24 protein-coding genes are annotated in these 23,098 nt (G+C 39.6%); 5 read left to right on the top strand and 19 right to left on the bottom strand.

Features of this window, described 5'->3' with window-relative positions:
- Positions 1 to 13 precede the first annotated feature (13 nt).
- The 4 genes from nagB to IGI80_RS05465 form a co-directional block, all read right to left on the bottom strand.
- Positions 14 to 715, bottom strand: a complete 702-nt coding sequence (gene nagB, locus IGI80_RS05480) for a glucosamine-6-phosphate deaminase (protein WP_002355352.1) — start codon at positions 713 to 715, stop codon at positions 14 to 16.
- A 129-nt stretch (positions 716 to 844) separates the two neighbouring features.
- Positions 845 to 2,053: an LCP family glycopolymer transferase gene (locus IGI80_RS05475; RefSeq protein WP_002393688.1), complete on the bottom strand. Its 1,209-nt coding sequence runs from the start codon at positions 2,051 to 2,053 to the stop codon at positions 845 to 847.
- A 149-nt stretch (positions 2,054 to 2,202) separates the two neighbouring features.
- Positions 2,203 to 3,183 carry a diaminopimelate epimerase gene (gene dapF / locus IGI80_RS05470; protein ID WP_002377925.1) on the bottom strand — a complete coding sequence of 327 codons (981 nt, stop codon included), beginning with the start codon at positions 3,181 to 3,183 and terminating at the stop codon, positions 2,203 to 2,205.
- Between the two features lie 147 nt (positions 3,184 to 3,330).
- The gene (locus tag IGI80_RS05465) at positions 3,331 to 3,939 is read right to left on the bottom strand and encodes a superoxide dismutase (protein ID WP_002361201.1); all 609 of its coding nucleotides are present in this window, start codon (positions 3,937 to 3,939) and stop codon (positions 3,331 to 3,333) included.
- A gap of 193 nt (positions 3,940 to 4,132) precedes the next feature.
- Between IGI80_RS05465 and IGI80_RS05460 the strand changes: the two genes are divergently transcribed.
- Positions 4,133 to 4,942: a DUF1189 domain-containing protein gene (locus IGI80_RS05460; RefSeq protein ID WP_002355344.1), complete on the top strand. Its 810-nt coding sequence runs from the start codon at positions 4,133 to 4,135 to the stop codon at positions 4,940 to 4,942.
- Between the two features lie 34 nt (positions 4,943 to 4,976).
- Here IGI80_RS05460 and IGI80_RS05455 read toward each other — a convergent pair whose 3' ends face one another.
- The 7 genes from IGI80_RS05455 to IGI80_RS05425 are packed head-to-tail and all read right to left on the bottom strand — an operon-like array spanning position 4,977 to position 10,302.
- Positions 4,977 to 5,396, bottom strand: coding sequence for a PTS sugar transporter subunit IIA (locus IGI80_RS05455; protein ID WP_002363016.1), 420 nt, complete (start codon positions 5,394 to 5,396; stop codon positions 4,977 to 4,979).
- Between the two features lie 9 nt (positions 5,397 to 5,405).
- Entirely contained in the window at positions 5,406 to 6,395 is a 990-nt protein-coding gene (locus tag IGI80_RS05450; RefSeq protein ID WP_096397521.1) for a serine hydrolase domain-containing protein, read from the bottom strand.
- A gap of 12 nt (positions 6,396 to 6,407) precedes the next feature.
- Positions 6,408 to 7,298: an N-acetylmuramic acid 6-phosphate etherase gene (gene murQ / locus IGI80_RS05445; protein WP_002361198.1), complete on the bottom strand. Its 891-nt coding sequence runs from the start codon at positions 7,296 to 7,298 to the stop codon at positions 6,408 to 6,410.
- A gap of 14 nt (positions 7,299 to 7,312) precedes the next feature.
- Positions 7,313 to 8,164, bottom strand: a complete 852-nt coding sequence (locus IGI80_RS05440) for a MurR/RpiR family transcriptional regulator (RefSeq protein ID WP_002355339.1) — start codon at positions 8,162 to 8,164, stop codon at positions 7,313 to 7,315.
- A 16-nt stretch (positions 8,165 to 8,180) separates the two neighbouring features.
- A complete protein-coding gene (locus IGI80_RS05435) occupies positions 8,181 to 8,657 on the bottom strand; it encodes a PTS system mannose/fructose/N-acetylgalactosamine-transporter subunit IIB (RefSeq protein WP_002355337.1) in 477 nt (158 codons plus the stop codon).
- 30 nt (positions 8,658 to 8,687) lie between these two features.
- Positions 8,688 to 9,506, bottom strand: coding sequence for a PTS system mannose/fructose/sorbose family transporter subunit IID (locus IGI80_RS05430; protein ID WP_002355336.1), 819 nt, complete (start codon positions 9,504 to 9,506; stop codon positions 8,688 to 8,690).
- Positions 9,499 to 10,302, bottom strand: a complete 804-nt coding sequence (locus IGI80_RS05425) for a PTS mannose/fructose/sorbose/N-acetylgalactosamine transporter subunit IIC (protein ID WP_002358431.1) — start codon at positions 10,300 to 10,302, stop codon at positions 9,499 to 9,501. The genes IGI80_RS05430 and IGI80_RS05425 overlap by 8 nt, the downstream gene beginning before the upstream one ends.
- Before the next feature lie 169 nt (positions 10,303 to 10,471).
- Here IGI80_RS05425 and IGI80_RS05420 point away from each other — a divergent pair, with 169 nt between their 5' ends.
- Positions 10,472 to 11,242 (top strand): sulfite exporter TauE/SafE family protein, encoded by a 771-nt coding sequence (locus IGI80_RS05420; RefSeq protein ID WP_225581367.1) that lies wholly within the window; start codon positions 10,472 to 10,474, stop codon positions 11,240 to 11,242.
- 43 nt (positions 11,243 to 11,285) lie between these two features.
- Here the strand turns inward: IGI80_RS05420 and IGI80_RS05415 are convergent, their stop codons facing one another.
- Positions 11,286 to 11,687: an organic hydroperoxide resistance protein gene (locus IGI80_RS05415; protein WP_002355332.1), complete on the bottom strand. Its 402-nt coding sequence runs from the start codon at positions 11,685 to 11,687 to the stop codon at positions 11,286 to 11,288.
- 220 nt (positions 11,688 to 11,907) lie between these two features.
- On the opposite strand from IGI80_RS05415, the gene IGI80_RS05410 reads away from it, so the two are divergent.
- Both IGI80_RS05410 and IGI80_RS05405 read left to right on the top strand, forming a co-directional pair.
- Positions 11,908 to 13,434, top strand: a complete 1,527-nt coding sequence (locus IGI80_RS05410) for an AMP-binding protein (RefSeq protein WP_002355329.1) — start codon at positions 11,908 to 11,910, stop codon at positions 13,432 to 13,434.
- A 251-nt stretch (positions 13,435 to 13,685) separates the two neighbouring features.
- The gene (locus IGI80_RS05405) at positions 13,686 to 14,384 is read left to right on the top strand and encodes a glucosamine-6-phosphate deaminase (RefSeq protein WP_002355326.1); all 699 of its coding nucleotides are present in this window, start codon (positions 13,686 to 13,688) and stop codon (positions 14,382 to 14,384) included.
- A 56-nt stretch (positions 14,385 to 14,440) separates the two neighbouring features.
- Here the strand turns inward: IGI80_RS05405 and menC are convergent, their stop codons facing one another.
- The 6 genes from menC to menB are packed head-to-tail and all read right to left on the bottom strand — an operon-like array spanning position 14,441 to position 21,785.
- Positions 14,441 to 15,544, bottom strand: coding sequence for an o-succinylbenzoate synthase (menC, locus tag IGI80_RS05400; protein ID WP_010820637.1), 1,104 nt, complete (start codon positions 15,542 to 15,544; stop codon positions 14,441 to 14,443).
- Positions 15,545 to 16,369: a 2-succinyl-6-hydroxy-2,4-cyclohexadiene-1-carboxylate synthase gene (gene menH, locus IGI80_RS05395; RefSeq protein ID WP_010819179.1), complete on the bottom strand. Its 825-nt coding sequence runs from the start codon at positions 16,367 to 16,369 to the stop codon at positions 15,545 to 15,547.
- Complete coding sequence (gene menD / locus IGI80_RS05390) at positions 16,357 to 18,090, bottom strand: 2-succinyl-5-enolpyruvyl-6-hydroxy-3-cyclohexene-1-carboxylic-acid synthase (RefSeq protein WP_202562973.1); 1,734 nt, start codon at positions 18,088 to 18,090, stop codon at positions 16,357 to 16,359. Before menD ends, menH begins: the two co-directional genes overlap by 13 nt.
- Complete coding sequence (locus IGI80_RS05385; RefSeq protein WP_002364946.1) at positions 18,090 to 19,457, bottom strand: isochorismate synthase; 1,368 nt, start codon at positions 19,455 to 19,457, stop codon at positions 18,090 to 18,092. The genes menD and IGI80_RS05385 overlap by 1 nt, the downstream gene beginning before the upstream one ends.
- Positions 19,454 to 20,911, bottom strand: a complete 1,458-nt coding sequence (locus IGI80_RS05380) for an o-succinylbenzoate--CoA ligase (protein WP_002387679.1) — start codon at positions 20,909 to 20,911, stop codon at positions 19,454 to 19,456. The genes IGI80_RS05385 and IGI80_RS05380 overlap by 4 nt, the downstream gene beginning before the upstream one ends.
- 4 nt (positions 20,912 to 20,915) lie before the next feature.
- Positions 20,916 to 21,785 (bottom strand): 1,4-dihydroxy-2-naphthoyl-CoA synthase, encoded by an 870-nt coding sequence (menB, locus tag IGI80_RS05375; protein WP_002385329.1) that lies wholly within the window; start codon positions 21,783 to 21,785, stop codon positions 20,916 to 20,918.
- Between the two features lie 110 nt (positions 21,786 to 21,895).
- On the opposite strand from menB, the gene IGI80_RS05370 reads away from it, so the two are divergent.
- Positions 21,896 to 22,276: a PaaI family thioesterase gene (locus tag IGI80_RS05370; RefSeq protein ID WP_002355318.1), complete on the top strand. Its 381-nt coding sequence runs from the start codon at positions 21,896 to 21,898 to the stop codon at positions 22,274 to 22,276.
- A 69-nt stretch (positions 22,277 to 22,345) separates the two neighbouring features.
- Here IGI80_RS05370 and IGI80_RS05365 read toward each other — a convergent pair whose 3' ends face one another.
- Entirely contained in the window at positions 22,346 to 22,945 is a 600-nt protein-coding gene (locus IGI80_RS05365) for a LysM peptidoglycan-binding domain-containing protein (RefSeq protein ID WP_438722766.1), read from the bottom strand.
- Positions 22,946 to 23,098: the final 153 nt, after the last annotated feature.

Below are 23,098 nucleotides of genomic sequence, written 5' to 3'. Positions count from 1 at the left end.
TTTTCATCAACGATTATAATTTACTTGCAGCTGCATCATCAATGATTACAACAACATCTTGATGGTTTTGTAATGCACTTGCTGGCATGTCTGTTGTTACTGGTCCGTCAATCATTCCTTTAATGGCCTCTGCTTTTGCTTCGCCATAAGCCATTAAAATCATTTTTTTACCTTTCATGATTGAGCCAATCCCCATAGAAACAGCACGTGTTGGGACATCTTCTACTTTGTCAAAATAACGTTTGTTTGCGTTGATTGTTGATTCAGTCAACTCAACGACATGTGTTAAGCTATCTAGAGGTGTGCCTGGTTCGTTGAAACCAATATGTCCATTTTGACCAATACCTAAGATTTGGATATCTACTGGATGTGCATCAATAATTTTTTCATATTCTGCGGAAGCAGCATCTAAATCTTCTGCTTTACCATTTGGTACAAATGTTTCTTTAAATGGTTTTTTGTCAAATAAGTGTTTGTTCATGAAATAACGGTAACTTTGCTCATCTTCGCCACCTAAACCAACATATTCATCTAAGTTTACAGAAGTCATTTCTGTAAAGTCGACATCACTTGCTGTCATTTCTTTATATAATGTTTCTGGTGTACTACCTGTTGCTAAGCCTAAAACTTTCGCACCATTGTTCATACCTTCTTTAATTAATTCAAACGCTTTTTTGCCGCCTTCTTCTGCATTTGCTACACGGATAATTTGCATTTTGACACGCTCCTTACGGTTTATTTTGGTATAGTCCAATTATAACACCTTCTGAAAAAAATTTCTAGAATAAAAGAAAAAAACTTCTATTTCCATCAGAAATAGAAGTTTTCGAGCTTGTTTAACAGATTAATATTGTGGTGCGTTGGGATCCACATACGTATTTGGATCAGCATAAGCGTTTGGATCTGTGTACGTATTTGGGTCAACGTACGTATTCGGATCATAGGCTCCTTCTGCTGCTTGTTGCGTATTGCCGTTGTATTCTGTTTGTCCGGCTGTGGTGTCCGCTGTGCTACTCGAACTAGTAGAGCTATTGACACTTGAATCACCAGATTCACCAATCAGTGCAGTATCTGTAACAGCATAGCTAAACTGATTATAAAAGGCTAAATCTTTTTCACGTTCAGAAGCATGTTCTTTTAAACCAAGTTGTTTTCTAAGTGTTGTTTGTGTTTTGTATAAACTATTTGGATCTAGGACTTGATAATAAATATCATCAATAGTTGCACTGTATCCTTGTAATTGTTCAGAGTCAATTGTTTTAAAGGCAGACAAATATTTTGATTGGATGTCCATCATGTCATCCCAAGTTAAGTCTGTTTTTACATTGGCTTCAACAGCATCAAGAATTTTTCGATATTTTGAAACACCGTCAAAACTCATGACTTTGCGCACAATTTTCTCAACAACTTCTCGTTGGCGGCGTTGACGACCCACATCTCCTTCAGGATCTTCGTGACGCATCCGCGCATAAGCCAAACCTGTCGTGCCATCTAACTTGATTTTACCTGCTGGAACAGTAATACCGTCCAACGTAAATTCACCAATCGTATTATCTACTTCAATACCGCCTACCGCATCAATCAGGTCTTTTAACCCTTTCATATTGATGGATACATAATGATGGATGGGAATATCCAGTAATTCTTGGACTGTATTAATCGCCATTTCGGCGCCACCAAATGCATAGGCATGGTTCAATTTGTCTTGTGTGTCATTTCCAACAATATCTGTTAGAATATCTCTATCCAAACTGATCATTGTGGACTTGTTTTCTTTCGGGTTGATGGTTACAACCATTGTAGTATCTGAACGACCTTGTTCTGTTCGGCCTAAATCGCCTGTGTCAATCCCCATTAAAAGAACAGAGAATGGTTCTTGCGCATCAATATTGGCCGTGGCTCCTTTATTGGACTTACGGTTAACTGATTGATAGATCCCATTAATTGTTGAATTGGCATCTGAATACATCTTAATCCCGTAAGCACATACCCCAGCTACTACCACTAGCAAGACGCTCAAGAAGCCCAGTACTACTTTTTTCCATAGTTTCATAAGACACTTCCTCGTTTATCTAAGAATAATTCTTAATTCATGCCCTTTATTTTCTCATAGTTTGCTTATTCAAGCAATATTTTTTATTTTTTGGAACAAGAACTTAACACAATTGTAAAATAAAAGAGCGCTTTATCAAGGAACAATTGTTATTTTTGAGAAAGTGTTTGCAGAAATTCTTGATAATGTTTCTGTTCATTCGTTTCAGTGATAGTTATTTTCTCAAATGCACCATTTAGTAAATCAGTCAGTGATCCTTCAATCAAATGCGTAATCGTGGCATTCCCAATTAATTCCATCCAATAACTGCCATCAGACGTTTCGTGGACGACTGTTTTCACCATACCTCCAGCATTTTTGACGGTTATTTCTTCATAAAAAACACCATCTTTCAATAACGTATAAAGTAAACTACTTGCGCACATAGCTGTCCCACAAGCACTTGTAAAACCTACACCACGTTCATACGTTCGAACAAATAGTTGATTTTTGCCAAGAATTTCAACAAAACTCACATTTATCCCTTCTGGAAAATATGGATTTTCATTATTTACATAGGTAGCGATTCGTTCAAATTCTGGACCATTTAAGGTTTCGTGATCCACAAATGCTACAAGGTGCGGATTAGGCACTGCTACCGCTGTAAAGCGAATGGTGTTAGATAAGGCTGGTACGATTTCATCAATTAATGTTTGGACCCCTAAATGCATTGGGATAGTGACTGCTTCAAAACTTACTGGTGAAATTTCCACTTGGTAAGTCGCTACTTCTTCAGCTAAATTGGGGGCTTGACGTACTTTCAAATCTGCAAACATTGTTTCAACTGTAAATGATTTTTCTTGGTTTTTTTCAGATAAATAACGGGCAACCGTACGCAAGCCGTTCCCGCACATGCTTGCTTCACTACCATCGCTGTTAATCACTCGCATTCTAGCATTGGACGTGCCGTGAGTCCCTTCTCCTACCAAAAGTAACCCATCTGCTCCCGCCAATAATCCTGTTTCCCGCGAACATAACTGGATGCGCAATTGCTCAATTTCCTCAGCGGTTAAAGAACGCTCAAACTGTGTTTCATCCAATAAAAAGAAATCATTTTCTGACCCGTGTACTTTTTGCATCATAACATTCATTTTTTTAGCTCCTTCTTTATGTATCCGTTATCTTTCCCTACTTACTTTAGTATGCCATAAACGAACAACTATTTCGACCCTGGATTTGTAAAAGGAAAGAGTCAAATGACGGCTGTCATTTGACTCTTTCCTTCACAATTGGCAAACTTATTTTGCTGCTGCAAAAAGTTCGTTTACTTTATCCCAGTTAACAACGTTCCAGAATGCTTCAATGTAATCTGGACGAACGTTTTTATATTTTAAGTAATACGCATGTTCCCAAACGTCAAGACCTAAAACAGGTGTTTGGCCATCCATTAATGGTGAATCTTGGTTTGGTGTTGAAGTGATTTCTAATTTACCGTTATTCACAACTAACCAAGCCCAACCTGAACCAAAGCGGCCAGTTGCAGCTGTTTTGAAAGCAGCTTTCATTTCATCAAAGCTACCAAATGTTTCATCGATTGCTTCTTTAATAGCGCCAGTTGGTTGACCACCAGCATTTGGTGCCATAATTTCCCAGAAGAATGTATGGTTTGCGTGACCGCCACCATTGTTACGAACGGCTGTGCGGATATCTTCAGGAATAGCATTCATATCTGAAATTAGGTCTTCTACAGATTTTTCGCCTAATTCTGGATGTTTTTCAATCGCTGCGTTTAAGTTAGTCACATAAGTGTTGTGGTGTTTATCATGGTGTAAGTGCATTGTTTCCACGTCAATGTAAGGTTCTAATGCATCATAAGCATATGGTAATTCTGGTAATGTATAAGTCATTTTTTAAATCCCCCTATTTTTTAGTATGTAACATACGTCTTTCATACAACTATTATGATAACAGAGTGAACCGCTTTCTACAAAATAGTTTGCTTGCCAAAAGAAAAGTTTTACAAAAGAGGGAGATTACCTTGTGTTTCCCTCATAAATTCGCTAGAATGACCTGTAGAAGAACGATGTGAGGAGTAAATAAATGAATACATTGCAATTATTTAAGCAGGCCTTTTTTTCAGTTTCAGAATTACGGCATGCGAAAAAAATGGCGTTTTGGAAAGTAATTCTCTATGCTGTTTTTTTAAGTGCTATTTTAGCACTACCTATTACCAAACAAGTCTTTTCTGTGCTACAAGAGGTGCAACAAGATGGCCAAAAAATTGCAGAAAAGTTGCCTGACTTTTCTATTGAAAATGGCACGTTGCAAACAAAGGCCAAAGAATCTGGCTTTATTTATCAAACCGACTCGATTATTTTTACGTTTGATCCAGATGGAAAGCGTACAGCCGCTGATGTCCAAAAAGATTTAATTGGTAATGCGTTTGGTTTGGCTTTTTTACAAGATGAATTTGTAGTCGCCTTACCAAATTCAGGCGCAACTGAATCAATTCTAGGCACCGACCAATTTATCTTCCCCTATAGTAAAGGAACCTTAGATGGCGTTAACGCTCAGAGTATCAAGACTGCGCTAAGTGAAGCAGCGATCCCCTGGTGGACAAAACTTATTGTCTTTTTAGTGGCTATCTACCCTGTTCTAATCGGTTTAGTTTTAGACTTACTGATTGCCGCTATCGGTGCATCTCTCTATTCAAAATTACGTTTTTATTCTTTACGTTTGATTGATTGTTTAAAAATTATTACGTATTGTGCTACCGTGCCAGTTATCTTAAGTGCTATTTTAAACTTCGTAAATCCGATGTTTAACGATGGCATCCTAGTTATTTTACTGAGTCTATTCTTTTTCTTTGTCACAACCAAAAACGAACCACGGAATATCCCTGGTTCTTAAAAAAAGGTGTTGTCTTTGAGACAACACCTTTTTGCTATTCTTCAAATTCTTCTTCATCTGTTAATTCAGGTAAGTCAATCGTGGTCACCGCAGATTGGCCAATTTGCGTTAAATATGCAGCTAATTCATCCACATTTTCCACAGGTGAGACGGCTGCTTCAATTGCCATTGCTAAATTAAGTCCAGCGACTACTCGCAATTGCGGATAAGTGCCCATGGCCATCATAGCCACATTACAAGGTGTTCCTCCTTTTAAATCAGCTAATACAAGCGTCGGGACATTGCCAGCTTCTTTTAAGATTGCTGCCAGTTTTGCTTGCGTGCCGCTCAAGCCATCTTCTGCGGTCATTGACACAATCGCAGCATCTGCTAATTCCCCGACAATCATTTGAGTAGAAGCTAAGGTTTCTTCTGCCATCCGTCCATGGCTCATTAAAATTAATTTTGGTTTCATCATATCCTCCTAAAAATACTGCTGATAAATTTTTGTTCGTGCTTTCAGAAAGCCACGTTCTTCACGAGTGGGATGAATCCGATTCGTCAACAAAATTAGGGCTTCTTTGGTCTCTTTTTTCATACCAATCGCCGTTCCAGTAAAGCCAGTATGATACAAATAGTCTGCCCCTGCTTGCGTCTTTTTCACTTCCCAACCAAATGTACGTCCCCCTTGATTCATAGACCAGAGAGCAGTGAACATTTTTTCAGAAAATAATGGTTTGCCAGACGGGTAGCGATTGTTCATAAAACACTGAACAAAAGTGAGTAAATCTGGTAAAGTTGCAAATAACCCTGCACTGCCAATTGGCGCTTTCAGTTGATAGGCTTTCGAATCGTGGACCACTCCCTGAATAACGCCGCGTTGTTTTGTAATCTCTGTGGGCACTGCCTGGGCAAAATCGCTGACCGTAAAACTTGTATGCTGTAGGTTCATTGGTTGAAATAAGTATGTTTGAAAGCTCTCTTCTAATGAGCAGCGATCCAATACTTGAATAATTTCTCCCAATAAGTAATACCCTAAATCAGAATAAGTGGTTTTCCCTCGTTCAGATAACGAATGCGTTAAAATGATTTCTTGCAAGCTTTTTTTTGTGACATTTTTCTTATCGACAACATCAGCTGGCAGTCCGCTCTGATGCAGTAGAAGCTCCCCAATCGAACAAGATAGTCCTTGATAATCAGGTAGGATTTCCCCCACAGTGGTTGAAAAAGTAAGCTGATTTGTATCGATTAATTGTAACATTCGATTTGTTGTCCCAAAAACTTTCGTTAAGGACGCTAAATCATACAGGCTAGCTGATGAAACCTTTTGTCTTGCAAATGGACCAGTATTACCTAAAAAGCCCGTATACTGTTCTGATAAGCTATCTTCTGTGATCGTCCCCCAAGCGACACCCGGAACGACTTGCTGATTAATCAGTCTCTGAATTGTTTCTTGAATTGCGATTTGATTCATTGTTCACCACTTCTATGCTAAAACTTCTGAAATCCGTCCGTCATGTTCTGCTAATAGTTGTTTGGCTTTTTGAAAATCAACGTGGGCTTTCGCCATTACAATGGCTGGTGCCACTTCTAGCTGTGCTGCCTCCAAGTATTCTTTGGCTTGCGATTCCTCGATTTCTGCTGCTTCTTTAATGATATTCGTGGCACGTTGCATTAATTTTTCGTTCGTTGGTTGTACGTTGACCATCAAATTTTGATAGATATTCCCTACTTTAACCATAATTCCTGTTGAAAACATATTTAAAACCATTTTCTGTGCTGAACCCGCTTTCATTCTAGTTGACCCTGTAATGACTTCCGGTCCTACAATTGGCGCAATCCCAATTTCCGCCAATTGATTCATCGGACTTTGATTATTACAGGTAACTGAAATGGTTAGAGCGCCCACTTTTTTTCCGTATTCAATTGCGGAAACAGCATATGGTGTCCGACCACTAGCAGCAATCGCAATTACGACATCTCGGGCAGTCAATTGATGTTGTGTTAAATCTTCGATAGCTAATTCTTTCGAGTCTTCAGCGCCTTCAATTGCTTGATACATTGCTTTTTCACCACCAGCTAAAATACCAAATGCGCGTTCTGGCGACACACTATATGTGGGCGTTAATTCAATCGCATCCAAAGCACCTAAACGTCCAGACGTTCCTGCACCACAATAGATTAAACGGCCCCCTTTTTTAAATCGTTCTGCCGCTGCATCAATTGCTGCAGCAATCTGCGGAAGCACCTTTTCAATTGCTTGTGCTACCTTTTGGTCTTCTTGATTTATTAAAGTTACCATTTCTAATGTTGACACTTGGTCAATCTTTTTAGTCGCTTCATTTCTGGCTTCTGTCGTTAATCCTTCTAAGTTCATTTGCTTGCACACCCCTACTTCTCTTTTAGACGGCTGACAAGTTGACTCGTTTCAATCATATTGCGTTCAATTTCTGTGTCTAAATCATCTTGAATTGAACCTAAATACAGAACATCGCCAATTGCCATTGACGAAGCAATCGATGAAATAGCCCCAACTCGAATGAGGTGCTCATTATTGGGGACTAAAAGAACTTCATCGCTCAATGATCGCACGTTTTCTCCATCGTTACTGGTAATAAAAATAACCGTTGCGCCTCTATTTTTGGCAATTTCACAGGCGATTAAGGCTTCTTTTGTCAAACCACTATAGGAGACCGTGATCAAAATGTCTTGTGCCGTTGCATAATTTAAAAACTCCAACATCATGTGACTATCATAATTAAAAATTGCTTGGCGACCAGCGCGGTTAAACTTGTGATAAAGATTATAAGTCGTTAAAGAAGAGGCACCAATTCCAACCAAATGAATTTTTTCCGCTTTTTTAACATGCGCGATTGCTCGTTCCAAGGCTTGTTTATCCACTGTATAAAATAAATCCTCAATCGTAGCATTTAATAAAGATTCCACTTTCATACAAATAGTATCCACCGAATCATCCGCCGCTACAATTGGATCAATATCTTTTTTACCGTTACTGGCAGCTTGTACCGCTGCAATGGATAGTTTTAACTCTTCCCAGCTGTCAAACCCTAATTGTTTAGAAAAACGGGTAACTGATGCTGGAGAAGTTTCGCTATTGCTAGCAATTTCGTTTGCTGTTAATGAGAGAAGACGGGTCGGATCCTTCAGTATATAGTCTGCGATTCTCTTATTTACTTTGGAAAAGTCCTTATATTTTTGTCTGATTGAACGGATTGGCTCCATCTTCTCATCTCCATTTCTATTTTATGAAAGTTAAAATTGCTTCGTTTGGTTCAGAAGGGATCATCTGTGCGGTAATAGTCACCCCATTATCTGTTAAACGACGAACGGTTTGAATATCTTCATCGGTTAATGCAACAGATTTTTTAATTGCTCGACTGCCTTCTTTTTGAGAAATATTGCCGACATTGAAGCTCTGCAACGGAACACCGCCATCAATTAAAGCCGCCATATCTGCAATGTCTTTCGTAATTAAAAAGACTTTTTCTTCATCATAATTGCCTGCTAAAATTTTTTCAATCGCTTTACGTTTTGATAAAATGGATAATTTAACTCCTGCAGGCTTAGCCATTTTTAAGGCACCAATTTGTAATTGATCTTTGACAGCGGCATCATTTACTACCATGATTCTTTGTGCGCCAACCGTATTCGTCCAAACAGTTGCAACTTGTCCGTGAATTAAACGCTCATCTACTCTTGCATGTACAATTGTCATAATAAATCTCTCCTATTATATACTATTTTTTTAAAATAAACCGCCAACCCAAGCCAACATTGGTTGTAAATTGCCTAAAACCATGCCAATTAAAATTAAAACAAAGATTAGCCGTGTTGAATTCATTTTCTTTTTCCCTAGTAACCAATAGGATAAAAGAACAATCCCTAAAGGAATTAATGCGGGTAAAATTTTATCCAACATTTCTTGAACAGATAATGTTACATCTCCCATTTTATAAGTTAAATCTAATTTGTAAGTAATTACCGAAGGAATCAAACCGCCGACCACCGTTAACCCTAAAATAGCTGCACCTTGCGTAAACAATTTCATTTTATCCGCAAATTCTGTCGCAATTTTTTTCCCTTGATGGTAACCAATCCAAGTGAATTTATAGCGAACCCATAGGACCACTGCTCCGGCAATTAACGGGATCAGTAACCCAACAACCTGGCCCCCTTGCGCCATGTAAGCTGCAATCGAAAAAACAATCGCACGATAAATCGCGATAAAAATGGTATCACCAACACCAGCAAACGGACCCATTAGACCTGTTTTCAAACCAGTAATGGCCGTTTCATCTTCAATGCCGACTTCTTCTTCCAAAGCCATATCAGCTCCGACAATTAAGTGCGACATGGCTGGCGTTGTATTCATAAAGCCAAGATGTGTCTTCAAGGCTTTCTTCATAGCTACTGGATCTTCACTGTATAGTCGCTTTAATGCAGGCATCATCACCCAAGCGTAACCAAGTCCTTGCATTTTTTCATAGTTCCAGCCCCACTGATAGCCAAAAAGATTACGGACGTAAACTTTATTAATATCCTTTTTTGTTAATTTGTTAGTCATCAATCTCAACCTCCTCATCATCTTCGTAAATAACCGTGCCACTTGTTGTAGCTGCGCCGCCTTTGTTATGATTCATCACATAAATCGCTGCTAAAGCCAAGCCAACCAGTGCGACACCTAAAACTGAGAAGAATTGGGCCCCATAAGCAAGTAACACGAACCCAATAATAAAATAGGGCCAGTATGTTTTAATTGGTAAGTAACGCATTAAAATAGCAATCCCCATCGCTGGTAAAATAGCGCCTGCTGCTTTTAACCCATTCATCACCCAAATAGGAATCCAATTATTGATAGCGTTTACAACTTGTTCACCAAAAGCTAGGCCAATAAAAACTGGGATGACACGAGAAATCGTCCAAGGAAAAATTCCTAAAACATTGCAACGCTCGACCCCTTTATAATTGCCTTCTTCCGCATAGCGATCTGCTTTGTGTTGGAAAAACGTATTAGCCATTCTGCCTAAAATATCTAGTTGTGTTAATAATAACCCAATCGGAACCGCAACTCCGATACCATACTCTGCCCCTTTCCCTGAAATGATTGCATAAGCCGTTCCCATAATGGCCCCCGAAAGAAAGTCTGGGACTGTTGCTCCTCCATAAGTCGCTACACCTAATGTCATCAATTGAAGCGTTGCCCCAATCATCAAACCTGTTTGAACATCCCCTAAGACTAGGCCAGTAAACGTTGCAGCAAACAATGGTGTATATGGACCAATCTGAATAGAAATTTGGTCAAGTACACCAACAACTGTGTAAAGACATAAAATCAAAATAATACCAATCGATACTGTCATGCTTTCTCATCCTCCTTGAATGCGTTTTCTTTTTTGTATTTGTAGAATACCATTAAAGAAATATCATTTCAAGTTCTTTTTAAAAATATTTTTAAATGAAATTACATTTCTTATATAATTTTTGTGCTATACTAAAAGAAAACGGTTTAGGAGTGATTATGTGCGGGTTTTGCTGATTTATTTCATAACTATTTTTCTATCCAATACAGTTGGGGCGCTCTCTGGGATGGGTGGAGGCGTCATTATTAAGCCTGTTTTGGATTTTCTTGGGTTCCATTCGTTAAATAGTATTGCGTTCTATTCAAGTGTCGCTGTTTTTGTCATGTCCATTTCTTCGACTTATAAACAGTATCAAAATGGTGTCCAAATTGAATGGAAAAAAGCCGCGAGTATTTCGTTTGGTTCCTTAGTCGGCGGCATGTTAGGTGATTTACTTCTTAATCAGGCGATTGCACTAGCGCCAAATGAAGAAAAAGTACAACTAATCCAATATATCATCATGTTGCTGACCTTGGTTTTGGTTCTTCTCTACAATCAATTTTCCAACTGGCACTTACACCTCAACGGATTGAGCATTTTTCTGATTGTTGGATTAGGCTTAGGGATTCTGTCAACCTTTTTAGGCATCGGTGGCGGTCCCATTAATGTAGCTTGCCTTATTCTCTTTTTTGGAATGGATATCAAATCAGCAACTGTCTATTCCATCATTACTATTTTTTTCTCCCAACTCGCCAAACTTGGCAATATCGGCTTGACCACAGGGTTTGCGGTTTTTGATTTGACAATGCTTTGGGCTATTATTCCTGCCGCTTTATTCGGTGGTTATGTCGGAGGTCTTTTCAGTAAAAAATTATCCCAACAACGGGTCGCCCAAATTTATAGTTTAGTTGTTTTTTTAGTTATTTTGTTAAATATGTATAATTTGTGGACTGTTATCTAAAAAAGAAGCGCTTTGTCGTATAGACAAAACGCTTCTTTTTTAATTAAATCACTGTTAATTTAACATCTATATTATTTCTTGTTGCTTTAGAATATGGGCAAATTTCGTGGGCTTTTTTAACAAGTTCTTCTGCTTTAGCTTGATCTACCCCATCAATATGAACTTCTAATTCAGCACCAACGCTAAATCCATCTTCTCCTTGGAATAAGGATACACGTGCAGTTACTGTACTTTTACCTTCGACTTTTTCTTGATCCATCACTAATTCTAATGCACCGTTAAAACAAGCACTGTAAGCCGCTGCGAATAATTGTTCTGGATTTGTTGTATTTTCTTTCTTAACACCTGGCGAAGCAACCGCATAAGAAAATGATTTATCCGGTGAGTGAACTTCTCCTGCACGTCCACCCGTATTAATGATAGTTGTTTCATAGATTTTTTTCATGTAAATTCCTCTCCTTTGTAAAGTTTTACACTTCTGAGAACTTGTTACTTACATAATTATTGTAGGAAACTTTGCCAGATACAGCAAACGTTGTGCTTGTGAATAATAAAAAATAACATTTAACGTTGTATTTTTGACGTAGAAAAAGAACCCATTCTATGATAGGATAAAGTGAACTTGTACATTTGTACACAAACTATTTTACAAAGGAGACTTTCCCTTGACACACTTACTTGATTATCAACCATTAAACCTCTATACAAACTATCAAGAAGCCGCAGAAAAAACACCAACTGTTCCAATTATTTTTGATGAATCTTTGCCTGCTTTTCCTGCACTTGGCTTAGAAACAACTTATGGTGAAAGCCATCAAGAAATTTTGAAACGGGCATATCAATTAGCCACTTTAGGTGTAAAAAAAGGCGACAAAATTATTATTTATAAAAGTCCTAAATTCGACACGTATTTACTAGCTGTTGCAGCCTCATATCTAGCAGCCGTTCCTGTAATGGTTTCATACCATTTACCTTTTGAAACAATTGAAGTATTCGTTGATCGTTTAGAAGATCCTTATATTTTATTTGATGATGTGACTGCTGAAAAAGTTCAAGCTGTTCGTAATAGCTCTGCCAATAAAAAACTTTCGGTTGCTTCTCTTTTAGAAGCTGATGCCACGGAAGTTCCTCAAGACGAACTGACTAAAGACGAAATTGCCTACATGACCCACACCTCTGGAACAACAGGTATTCCTAAACTTATCTGTCATTCCAATCACTCTATGGGTTGGCGTACAAAATGGCAAAAAACCATTTTTACAAAAATTGCTGAAAAGAAATTAGTTGGCTTTCATATTTCGCCAGTTCATTCTCGTTTTAACATTGGCGTGTCTTCTTTAATGGCCATGGGCTTCCCTATGATGCCTTTAGCAAATGCTTCGAGCGAAAAAGTCGCTGAAATGTTCAGCACCTATCAACCAATCGCTGTAGAAACACACCCCAATAACTTCGTTCAATGGGTTCGTTTGGCCAAAGAAAAACCTGAAGCTTTCGCTAGTGTCCATTATTATCATTCTACTTTTGATGCAATTAACAACGCTACAATGGTGGCTTTCTTAAAAGCATCTGCTGCCAATGAACCAATTTTCCTACAAGTTTATGGACAAAGTGAATGCGGGCCAATGATCTTACGAGCGCATACTTTAGAATCCCTAAAAGATTCAGATGCTCGTGACATGGGCGTTGGTTTAGAGGATTTAACACAAGCTCGAATTACCGATGAAAAAGGACAAGTTTTACCTGCGATGACGGACGGCCATATCCAATTCTTATCAAAAGGACGGGCCTTAACATATTACAAAGAAGATGCCCGCTTTGCAGAAAATGTCTATGGCGAATGGTGGGACAGCGGCGATTACGGAATGTTAGATGAACGCGGCCACTTATTCTTGAAAGATCGCCAAGTAGATCTAATTGAAAACATCGACAGTAATTTAGCTATTGAAGATCATTTATTGGATGCATTAGATTTCTTAGAAGAAGTGATTATTGTCCGTGGCAAAGAAAATGAACCTCAGCCAATTTTAGCGGTTGTCCCTGGGGAAGAAATGGATTGGGACGCTTGGTGGACACAAGTAGCCGATTTACCACATTTAAACGAACCTATCATTATGGCTTTTGACGAAATCCCTCACACAGCTACTATGAAAGTGCAACGTTTACAACTAGAAAAATGGTTAAAAGAACAATAAAATAAAATTCTTTGTTAAACAGTGTTGGTCAAAAGAACGTTTAGACCAGCGTTGGAGCAAGTGGAGCAGAAAGCTAAAAAGTTAACTCGTTGTAGGTTATCTTAAGCTTTAAAAAGAGGGGTAGTCGTCGTTTTGACGGCTGCTCCTCTTTCTTTTGCATACCGTTAATTAAATCCTTTTTGTGAAGAGCTTGACATGGGATGGTTCCCACAAATTATACTTAGCTTATTCAAAGAATGGAGTGAGCAAGTATGAAAATTTTAATTAAACAAGATTTCGACACGATGAGCGAATGGGCAAAAATGTTACTTCTAAGCACGATGAGCCAAGATAAACGAGTGAATTTATCAATTACCGCTGGTAAAACGCCAGCACTTGTTTACCAAAAATTAGCCTCGATTGTGAAAAATTCATCTGACTTTGATAATGTTCATTATTATAACTTTGATGAAATCCCCGTTCCTCATCAAAAGGAAGGCATTACTCTGACAGATTTGCGGACGCTGTATTTGACACCTGCGGAAATATCCGAGCAAAACATCCATCCATTAACTGTGGAAAACTTTCAACAACAAGAACAACGGATTGCTGACGCAGGCGGCTTAGATTTGATGTTAATTGGCTTAGGAGCAGATGGTCATTTTTGTGGGAACATGCCCACTACCACTCATTTTAAAAATGAAACCTATCAAGTGACCGTCACTGGTTCAGAGCCTTGGTTTGTTCCTGAAATGATGCAGCCAGGCATGACCTTTGTTACGATGGGGCCAGCCAGCATCATGAAAGTTAAGCACCTTGTCCTAATTGTAAATGGTGAACAAAAAGCTCAGATGGTCAAACAAGTGCTCCAAGGACCTGTCACAGAAACGTATCCTGCTTCTATTCTTCAACTCCACCCAAATTTAACGGTTCTCTTGGATGAAGCCGCAGCGAGTCAATTAGAAAAATAAAAAATTGCGCCTATATTATGCTTCTCTGCATAGTCATAGGCGCAATTTTGTTATCATTACATGATTTTTTGATACTGACTGTATTTTAGCAAATTCGTCTGGGAAAGTGTAACACCAATACCAAGTCCCTGAGGCACGGTCATTGTCCCTTTCTCTAAAACAAAAGGTTCAGTGATGATATCTTCATAAAAATAGCGTTCCGTGGCTGAAATATCACCTGGAAAGGAAAAGGTAGGCTGTGACGCAAATTGCAAATTCAATGCGCGACCAACACCAGACTCAAACATACCACCTAACCAAACCAATAAATCATTTTCTTGGCAAAATGTGGCAATCTTCAACGCCTCGTGAATCCCACCTACACGAGGAATCTTCAAATTGATACTACGGCAACTGCCCAATGCTAACGCCACTTGGCAGTCTTTGAGACTACGAATATTTTCATCCAAACAAATTCTTGTCTTCAGTTCTCTTTGTAATTGTGCGTGATCTAAAAAATCATCTGCAGCAAAAGGCTGTTCAATCATCGCTAATTGATAGTGATCTAAACGTTGTAATTGAGGCAAATCAGCCAATGTATACGCTGAATTGGCATCGACCATTAAAGGCAAGTTAGGAAAATGCTGACGAATCAAAGCAACGGGTTCCACATCATAACCGGGACGAATTTTCAGCTTCACTCGTTGATACCCTTTTTCTACAGCTAACTGAACTTGTTTAAGTAATTGAGGTAAGTCTTCTTGAATCCCTAAACTAATCCCTACAGGAATTTTCCTCCGCGTTGGTCCAAAAAATTCAGTTAAACTCTTCTGTTGCCGTTTGGCATATAAATCCCAGATGGCAGTTTCTAACGCAGCTTTTCCCATCCAATGTCCTTTAACTTCTTCAAAAATTGTTGAAACCTCTTGCGGCTGTTCAAGCGCTCCTGTTAAAAGTAACGGAATTAAATGCTGTTGGATGATGAAGCGTTCGGTTACCAACGTTTCTTGCACATAATCAGGTTGCTCAAAAGCCACTAATTCGCCAAACCCTTGATTTCCTTGCTCATCCGTTATTACAAATAGATCAAACGCTTTTTCTTCCAGGCGACCATAGCTCGTGACAAACGGCGTTTTTAAAGGCAAACGAACCTGATAGGTTTCAATTGATTGAATGTTCATTCAGATGGCTCCTTCCAATAACGCTGTCACCTTTTCATAGAAAATCGTTGGTTGTTCCAAATGGATACAATGTCCTGCTTCAGGAAAAATTGTCAGCCTCAACAACGGTTGACGTGCCTGCATTTTTTTCGCAATCCCAATAAATTTTTGATCTTCGCCGCCTACCAATAAATCGGTAGGAATCGGCTGCAATTCTGCTAGACGTTCCCAGTAACTCTCTTGCGCTCCTGTACCCATATACCACAAACTACTAGCCAACCCAAAGGCCGATTGGCTCAAACGTTCCTGACGAATGGCCATTTGCTGTGCCACAGACAAGGCTTTTTGCGTTTGAAATAACGGTAATTCTTGCCAAAAATCAATAAAATCCACCAGCGGTTCCTCTAAGAGACGTTCCGCCAAACGATGATCTTGACAGATACGAGTCTGACGTTCTGCGGCGGTGGCCAAACCTGGTGATCCACTTTCCAATAAAAGATGCTGTACCTTTTGTGGATAATGTAATGCAAAACCTAAAGCTGTTCGAGCGCCCATTGAATAGCCTAATAAACAAAAGCAAGGCAAATTTAGCGATTCGGTTAGTTCAGCAAGATCATGGCAAACCTGTTTCATGGTATAACGCTCTGGTGCTACCAAACTAGCAGTCGCGCCATGCCCAGGTAAATCAATGCCTAAAACGTTATAAGGTGTTTGACTGGGAAAAACGGCTGCAAACGTGGCTAACGTTCCTGTGAAACCGTGTAAACAGACTACTGTCGTTCGCTTTGCATCAAAAGGTGTTAACCATTGATAATGGTACTGCATCCCCCGAATTAACCGTTCCATGAAATCCCCTGTCTTTCTACTCGTCTACCAATTTCAGCTAAAATTGATTCGTACAAATGAACATTCTCTTGACGATTTCCTTTGACTTCGATCACTTGAAATTGTGGTTCTTCAGCCGCTGCTTGTAAAGTTTGCTTGAGCTCCGCGATTGTTTTGACTTCTTGATACGAAGCACCGTAAAGTTCAGCAACTAACGAAAAATCTAAATCAAGCGGTGTTCCAAATAAAGGCTCGAAATCGTCCTCACGTAAAGTTCGTTGAGATAGAAAAGAGAAAATCCCGCCACCATTGTTATTTAATAAAACAATTGTTAACGGCAACTGATAACGTTTAGCCAAAAATAAACCATTCATATCATGATATAGCGCTAAATCACCAATCAGTAGAACGTTTTGCTGTGTCGGTGCTACGGCACTCATTCCTAAAGCAGTTGAAACAATCCCATCAATCCCGTTGATGCCGCGATTTCCAAACATCCGATAAGGGCGACTATCCATAAATCGATCTAAGTAGCGGATAGCCATACTATTAGATACAAATAACTGACCGTTCTCTTTCATTGTTTGGTGAACAGCTAAGCTGGCTGTTGTTTCATTTAATTCTGTCGCGTTCAGCGTTTCTAGAAGAACTTCAGAGACCGTTTTTTCCAGCAGGAGCCATTGTGCTAACCAAGTCGCTTCTGTTGGTTTGACAACCGTTAGCAGTTGTTCTACAAACGTGGTTTCCTTTGCCTGAATAACTGTTTGTGATTTTTTCAATTGCTCTTGCCATTGCCCATTTTCGTCCACAAAATAAAAAGCAGTCTCTGTCGTTGCTAAGCGTTTCAACCATAACATGATGTTTTTAGAAATTGGCAGCGAACCAAAACGCACTACCACTTCTGGTTCTTGTGGCAAGGTCGCCACATTTAGAAACAGATCACTGTGTGCAATAACAACTTCACTATTTTGCCCATGTGTCACAATGTTTGCTAAAGGATCCGCTAGTAACGGCCATTTCAAAGCTTCGGCTAATTGAATAAATAACGCCGCTTCTTCCTCTGTATGACTGCCACCGACAACCAAAACGCCGTTTTTCTGGTACCATTGATCCGCTAGCTGTTGCACTTGTTCTGTAGAAAGGATTGATTGACCAGCGAATAAAGCCGTTTGTTGAGAACTCTTTGTTTTTCTCTCTAAGTCAGGTAATAATGGTTCCCGCAAAGGAAAATTCAAATGAACAGGTGCTGCAGGCGTTTGTTGCGCGAATGCTGCTCCTTTAGCGCCTTGCCAATAGGCGTAATTCAACATCTCTTCTGTTGCTTCTGGCAAAGCCATTTCAACAAATAATTTCACGTGATTTTGATACATTTGTAATTGGTCCATGGCTTGAGGAGCACCAACTTGACGTAACTCATGCGGCCGATCCGTTGTTAAAACAACTAAGGGTACATGGCTAATATTGGCTTCGCAAATTGCTGGATAATAGTTTGCAGCTGCTGTTCCAGAGGTACAAAGTAAGACCACTGGTTTTTGACTCGCTTTACTTAATCCTAAAGCAAAAAAAGCAGCGGAACGTTCATCGACATCGACAAATGTTTGGATTGCGGTTTCCCGATGAAGTAATAAAGCCAGTGGTGTGGAACGGGACCCTGGACTAATGACTGCTTGTTCAACCCCACTATTTTTTAAGCCTTCAATAAAGGCCGTTAAATAATCGGTCATTGTTTCTTGATGATTCATTAAACCTGCCCTCCAATTCCTCGTAACATCGGTTGAAATTTTATTTTCGTTTCTTCTCTTTCTAGCTCTGCTTGGGAATCCGCAACAATACCACAACCTGCATAAAGAACGCCTTGCTGACCAGCAAAGACACCTGAACGCAAGGCCACAGCAAACTCGCCACTATCATCATTCCCTGAAATCCAACCGATTGGCGCACCATATAACCCACGACTCCCTGGCTCATATTGTCGAATCCATTCGACTGCCAACTCTTTGGGCTCACCGCCTAAAGCTGGCGTTGGGTGTAGTTGCATCACACTTTCCAAGAACGAAATTCCCGGCTTACGTTGACCCGAGATTGGCACATAAAGATGTTGTACATCTCGATTTTCCAAAATAATGGGTGCTTGAATACTGTTTTCAGAAGTCGTCATCTTCGCCAACTCTTTCGCTAAACGTTCCACCACAATTTGGTGTTCTCCGGTATTTTTGCGGTCTTGTAAAAGTTGTGCTCCTAAAGTTTTCGTTTCTTCTGGTGTTTGACCCGTTTTAATGGTTCCTGCAATACAAGCGGTCGCAAACGTTTCTTTAGTACCCAACAGAAGTCGTTCTGGTGTTGCACCAATGAAACTTGTGTCTTTGGCTTCTAAAGCAAACAAATACGTATTTTGTTGTTGTGCCATTAAATTAACGAGCACTTGGTTACTTCGAATTTTTTCAGGACTGCTCACAGCAAGTTGTCGAGCCAAAACCACTTTTTTTAAAGGGCCATCTTCTCTTAAGACTGCTACTGTTTCGTTGACAGCTTGTAGCCATTCAGTCACGGCAACTTCTTCCTTGTCAATCTTTGTTTCCGCTACAGCTGGCAACTCCTCACAGGTAGCTAACAAGCGATCAAACTGAGCCACCAAAGTCGACCAACGTTCCTCGACTTCTTGTTCACTAGAACCTGAAAAGTTCAGCGTTCCATAAATACGTGAACCTGAAAAAGTAAATAGAATACTTGGTAGATAAAACCAACCTTCCCCTAACTCTCCCCAGGCCTCAGTAGGCGTTTGTTCTGTATCAAAAGGCAAACCGCCAAACAGAAGGGCCCCCGTACCAGAAATAGACATATTTTGAAAACGAGTTGCCGCCTCTTTTTTTAAAAAGTTGTTCAATTGATGCGTTTCTGTTTCTGCGCCTTTTAAGATAGTTTCATATCCGAAGCCAACCAAAGCAAAATCTTTTTTCGGCGTTTGCCAAAAAAAACGTTCTCCTTGGTATGCCTTTTCACCAGCGGCAAAAATTGCCAAGGCTGTTTGTTCTGTTTCTAATGGAAAAACCCAACTGAACTGACGGGCATTCTTCTGATAGGCTTGTCGTAATTCATCAGGCAATTTCATCTGATTAAAAACGCCTCTCTTTCTTCTGTCATGAAACGATGTTTGGCAATCTTTCCACTTGCTGTTTGCGGGAAAGAATGACAAAAATAAATGCGTTTCGGTCGTTTATATTTTGCCAGTTTTCGTGAACACTGGTCTTGAATTTGCGCTAAGGTGATTTCTTGGTCACTAATCACATATGCAACTGGGACGGCTCCCCATTGCGCATCTGGTTCTCCTACAACTGCCGCTGCTTTAATTCCTGTTATCGCCTGTAACACCTGTTCAACCTCAGTGGGGTAAATATTTTCACCACCAGAGATAATGAGTTCACTTAAACGACTAACCAAATACAGGTAACTTTGTGCATCTAAATAGCCCATGTCGCCTGTTTTAAACCAACCATCTGCTGTCCATTTTTCAGGTTGACGCTGGTTAAGGTAACCTGAAACAACGTTTGGTCCCTTAAGTAAAATTTCCCCGACTTGCTTTTCTGGCTGTTCTTGTCCTAGTTCATCAACAATTTTGATTTGCATATCTTTTAACGGTTGTCCAGCAGAGCCGATTTTCAGTGCCGCATCTTCAAATTTCAAGGCAACAACTTGCGAACACGTTTCCGTCATCCCGTAAGATTGAATGACTGGAATCCCTTTTTCCTCACACTGCGCTAATTTATCCGGAGCAATCGGTCCGCCGCCTAATAGCATTCCTTTAAAGCTGGCGCTGTAGCCAGCTTCAGGATAGACAGACAATAATTGTTGTAACATTGTCGCAACCACTGAAATGACGGTTCCACGGCCTTCTTGTAAATCTTGTGTCACTTGCTGTTCATCAAATTTATCGTAAAGGCGAATACTACAACCTAAGACGAGTTGTCGAACAACAATCGACAATCCGCTAATGTGAAATAATGGGACTGCACACAACCAACAATCTTCAGCAGTAATCCCCATATTTTCTTGAGTGCCTCTAGCACTGGCCAAATGATTTTTAAACCGTTGCAAGACCCCTTTAGGCTGTCCTGTAGTTCCAGATGTATACATAATAGAAGCCACCGACTCTAAGTCACTTGGCTGTTGAAACTCCTGATGTGAAAGACTATGCTGTTTTTTAATCATTGGCTGAACGTCGACAAAAGAAATTTCTTCTAACAAAGCCTGCGTTTCAGGCGCACCAATAATCGTTTTAACTTGCGCATCTTTTAACTGAAAAGTCAGTTCAGCAAGTGTCAAATGCGTATTTAAAAATAATAACTCTTTCCCCAATTCCCATAAGGCTAGAATTGAAAAATACAACTCTTTGCTGTTCTTACTGAATAAAGCCACACGTTTTTCTTCTGGTGCAAGCACCTGTTGATATGTGGCTACCCAATGGCTGACTTCTTGTTGCACTTCTAAAAACGTCCAAGATTCATCCTGAAAATAAAAAGCAGGATGATCGGGACGTTTTTGTACTTGTTTATTTAACCAAGTCATTGGTTTATGGGAATTTAGGGAATTGATCGAAATCTGGTGTCCGTTTTTCTTTAAATGCATCTCGGCCTTCTTGTGCTTCAGCCATTGTATAGTAAAGAAGTGTCGCATCACCAGCTAATTGTTGCACACCAGCCAAGCCATCTGTATCGGCATTTAAAGAGGCTTTAATCATCCGTAAAGCAATCGGGCTTTTGGTTAACATTTCTTCTGCCCACTCCATTGTCACATCTTCTACTTGTTCCAATGGAACAACTGTATTAATCCAGCCCATATCTAAAGCTTCTTGAGCAGAATACTGTTTACACATAAACCAAACTTCTTTTGCTTTTTTATGGCCGATAACACGCGCTAAGTAACCTGAGCCGTATCCACCATCAAAGCTACCGACATTTGGTCCTGTTTGCCCAAACTTAGCATTTTCCGCCGCAATTGTTAAATCACAAACTAATTGTAAAACATTGCCGCCACCAATGGACCAGCCTTTCACCATTGCGATGACTGGTTTGGGAATGACACGGATTAACCGTTGTAAATCTAACACATTTAAACGTGGAATGTTGTCTTCGCCAACGTAACCACCATTACCTCGAACTTTTTGATCGCCACCAGAACAGAATGCTTGGTCACCTGCGCCTGTTAAAATAATAACCCCGACATCTTCTTTATCACGACTAATGTTGAATGCATCAATCATTTCCATGACTGTTTTTGGTGTGAATGCGTTGTGAACATGCGGGCGGTTGATAGTAATTTTTGCTACTTTGCCTGCTTGCTCAAATAAAATTTCATCATATTCTTTAATTGTTGTCCAGTTTCTCATTAGGAAACCTCCTTCATTAATCTCATCTTTTCTATTATACACAAGAATCGGCACTTTAGAGAAAAAGTCGCTTGAATTTTAAGAAAAAACATGGCTATTTCAAATTTTCTTCATTCCTGTATAATAAATAAAAAACCTTTTATTCTCTCTTTTATTAGAAAGGACTGATTACTATTCATCTTTTAGAGTATTTAGGCATCACGATTCAACAGGTTTCTGCTGAGAAATGTCAGCTTACTTTAACGGTAAAAGACGTGCATAAACAACCCTATGGCCTTGTCCACGGGGGCTTAAACGGCGTCTTAATTGAAACTGCCTGTAGTTTAGGTGCGAACGAAAACGTTCCTGAAAACACTTTTGCTGTCGGCATAGACTTACAAGTAAATCATCTTCGTAGTGTCCATGATGGTAGCCTTACCGTGATTGCGACGCCCGATCACTCGGGAAAGACCCTTCAAGTTTGGGAAGCAAAAATTTATAACGCAGACCACCAATTGACGAGCGTGGGGCGTTGTACCTTAACAAATCGACAAAAAAAACAGTAATCTTTACAGGTTACTGTTTTTTTGTTTATGGTTTTTAATAAGTAATTAGATTACTTCGTTTATTTAATTTTAGTACCAACCATTTGCTAACCAGAATGATTTAGCTGCATCCCATGAACCATAGCGACCTGCTACGTACTGATCTGCCACGCGTTCTTGGTTGGCAGGTGAATAGTCACCATTTAAATAAGAGGCAGATAATTGGTAACGACCGATATACTGGCCGTTTGTTGCATCGTAAGAACCACTAGATTCACGTTGTGCGATCCACTCTTTTGCATCACTGCTTGCGGCAGGTGCTGCTGGTTGCGCTACTTCTTGAGCAACAGGTTGTTGTACTTCTTGTTGTACTGGTTGTGCAACAGGTTGTTCAACTACTTGTTGAACTGGTGCAACTTCTACAGCTGGTGCTGGAGTATTAGCAACTTCTTTTTCTGAACGAATAACTAATTGTTCTCCTTCAAAAATTAAATCAAGGTTTGGCAATTTGTTATCAGAAGCAATTTTTTGAATTAAGCTATTGTCTCCTACAAATTGATGAGAAATTGTTGATAAAGTATCTCCTGCTTTAACTGTATATAAGCTTTCTGCGTTTGCGTCTGTTCCTAAGAATAATCCTAAACCTGCGGCCAAAGTTGTTCCAAGTAAAATCGTTTTGATTGATTTCATGTATGTTTCTCCTTTGTAATTAAAAATATTTGATTGTTGCTCTTAGCTCTCGGCAACAACCACGTCTGCTTCGCTTTATCGAAACGACTTCACATACTTTATCATCGAATGGCCGGCCGTAGGTGAATATCTCGTGACAATTTATTACTAGAA

Source organism: Enterococcus sp. DIV1420a, from assembly GCF_051712165.1.
Taxonomy (GTDB): domain Bacteria; phylum Bacillota; class Bacilli; order Lactobacillales; family Enterococcaceae; genus Enterococcus; species Enterococcus faecalis.
This window is presented reverse-complemented; position numbering and strand designations above follow the sequence as displayed.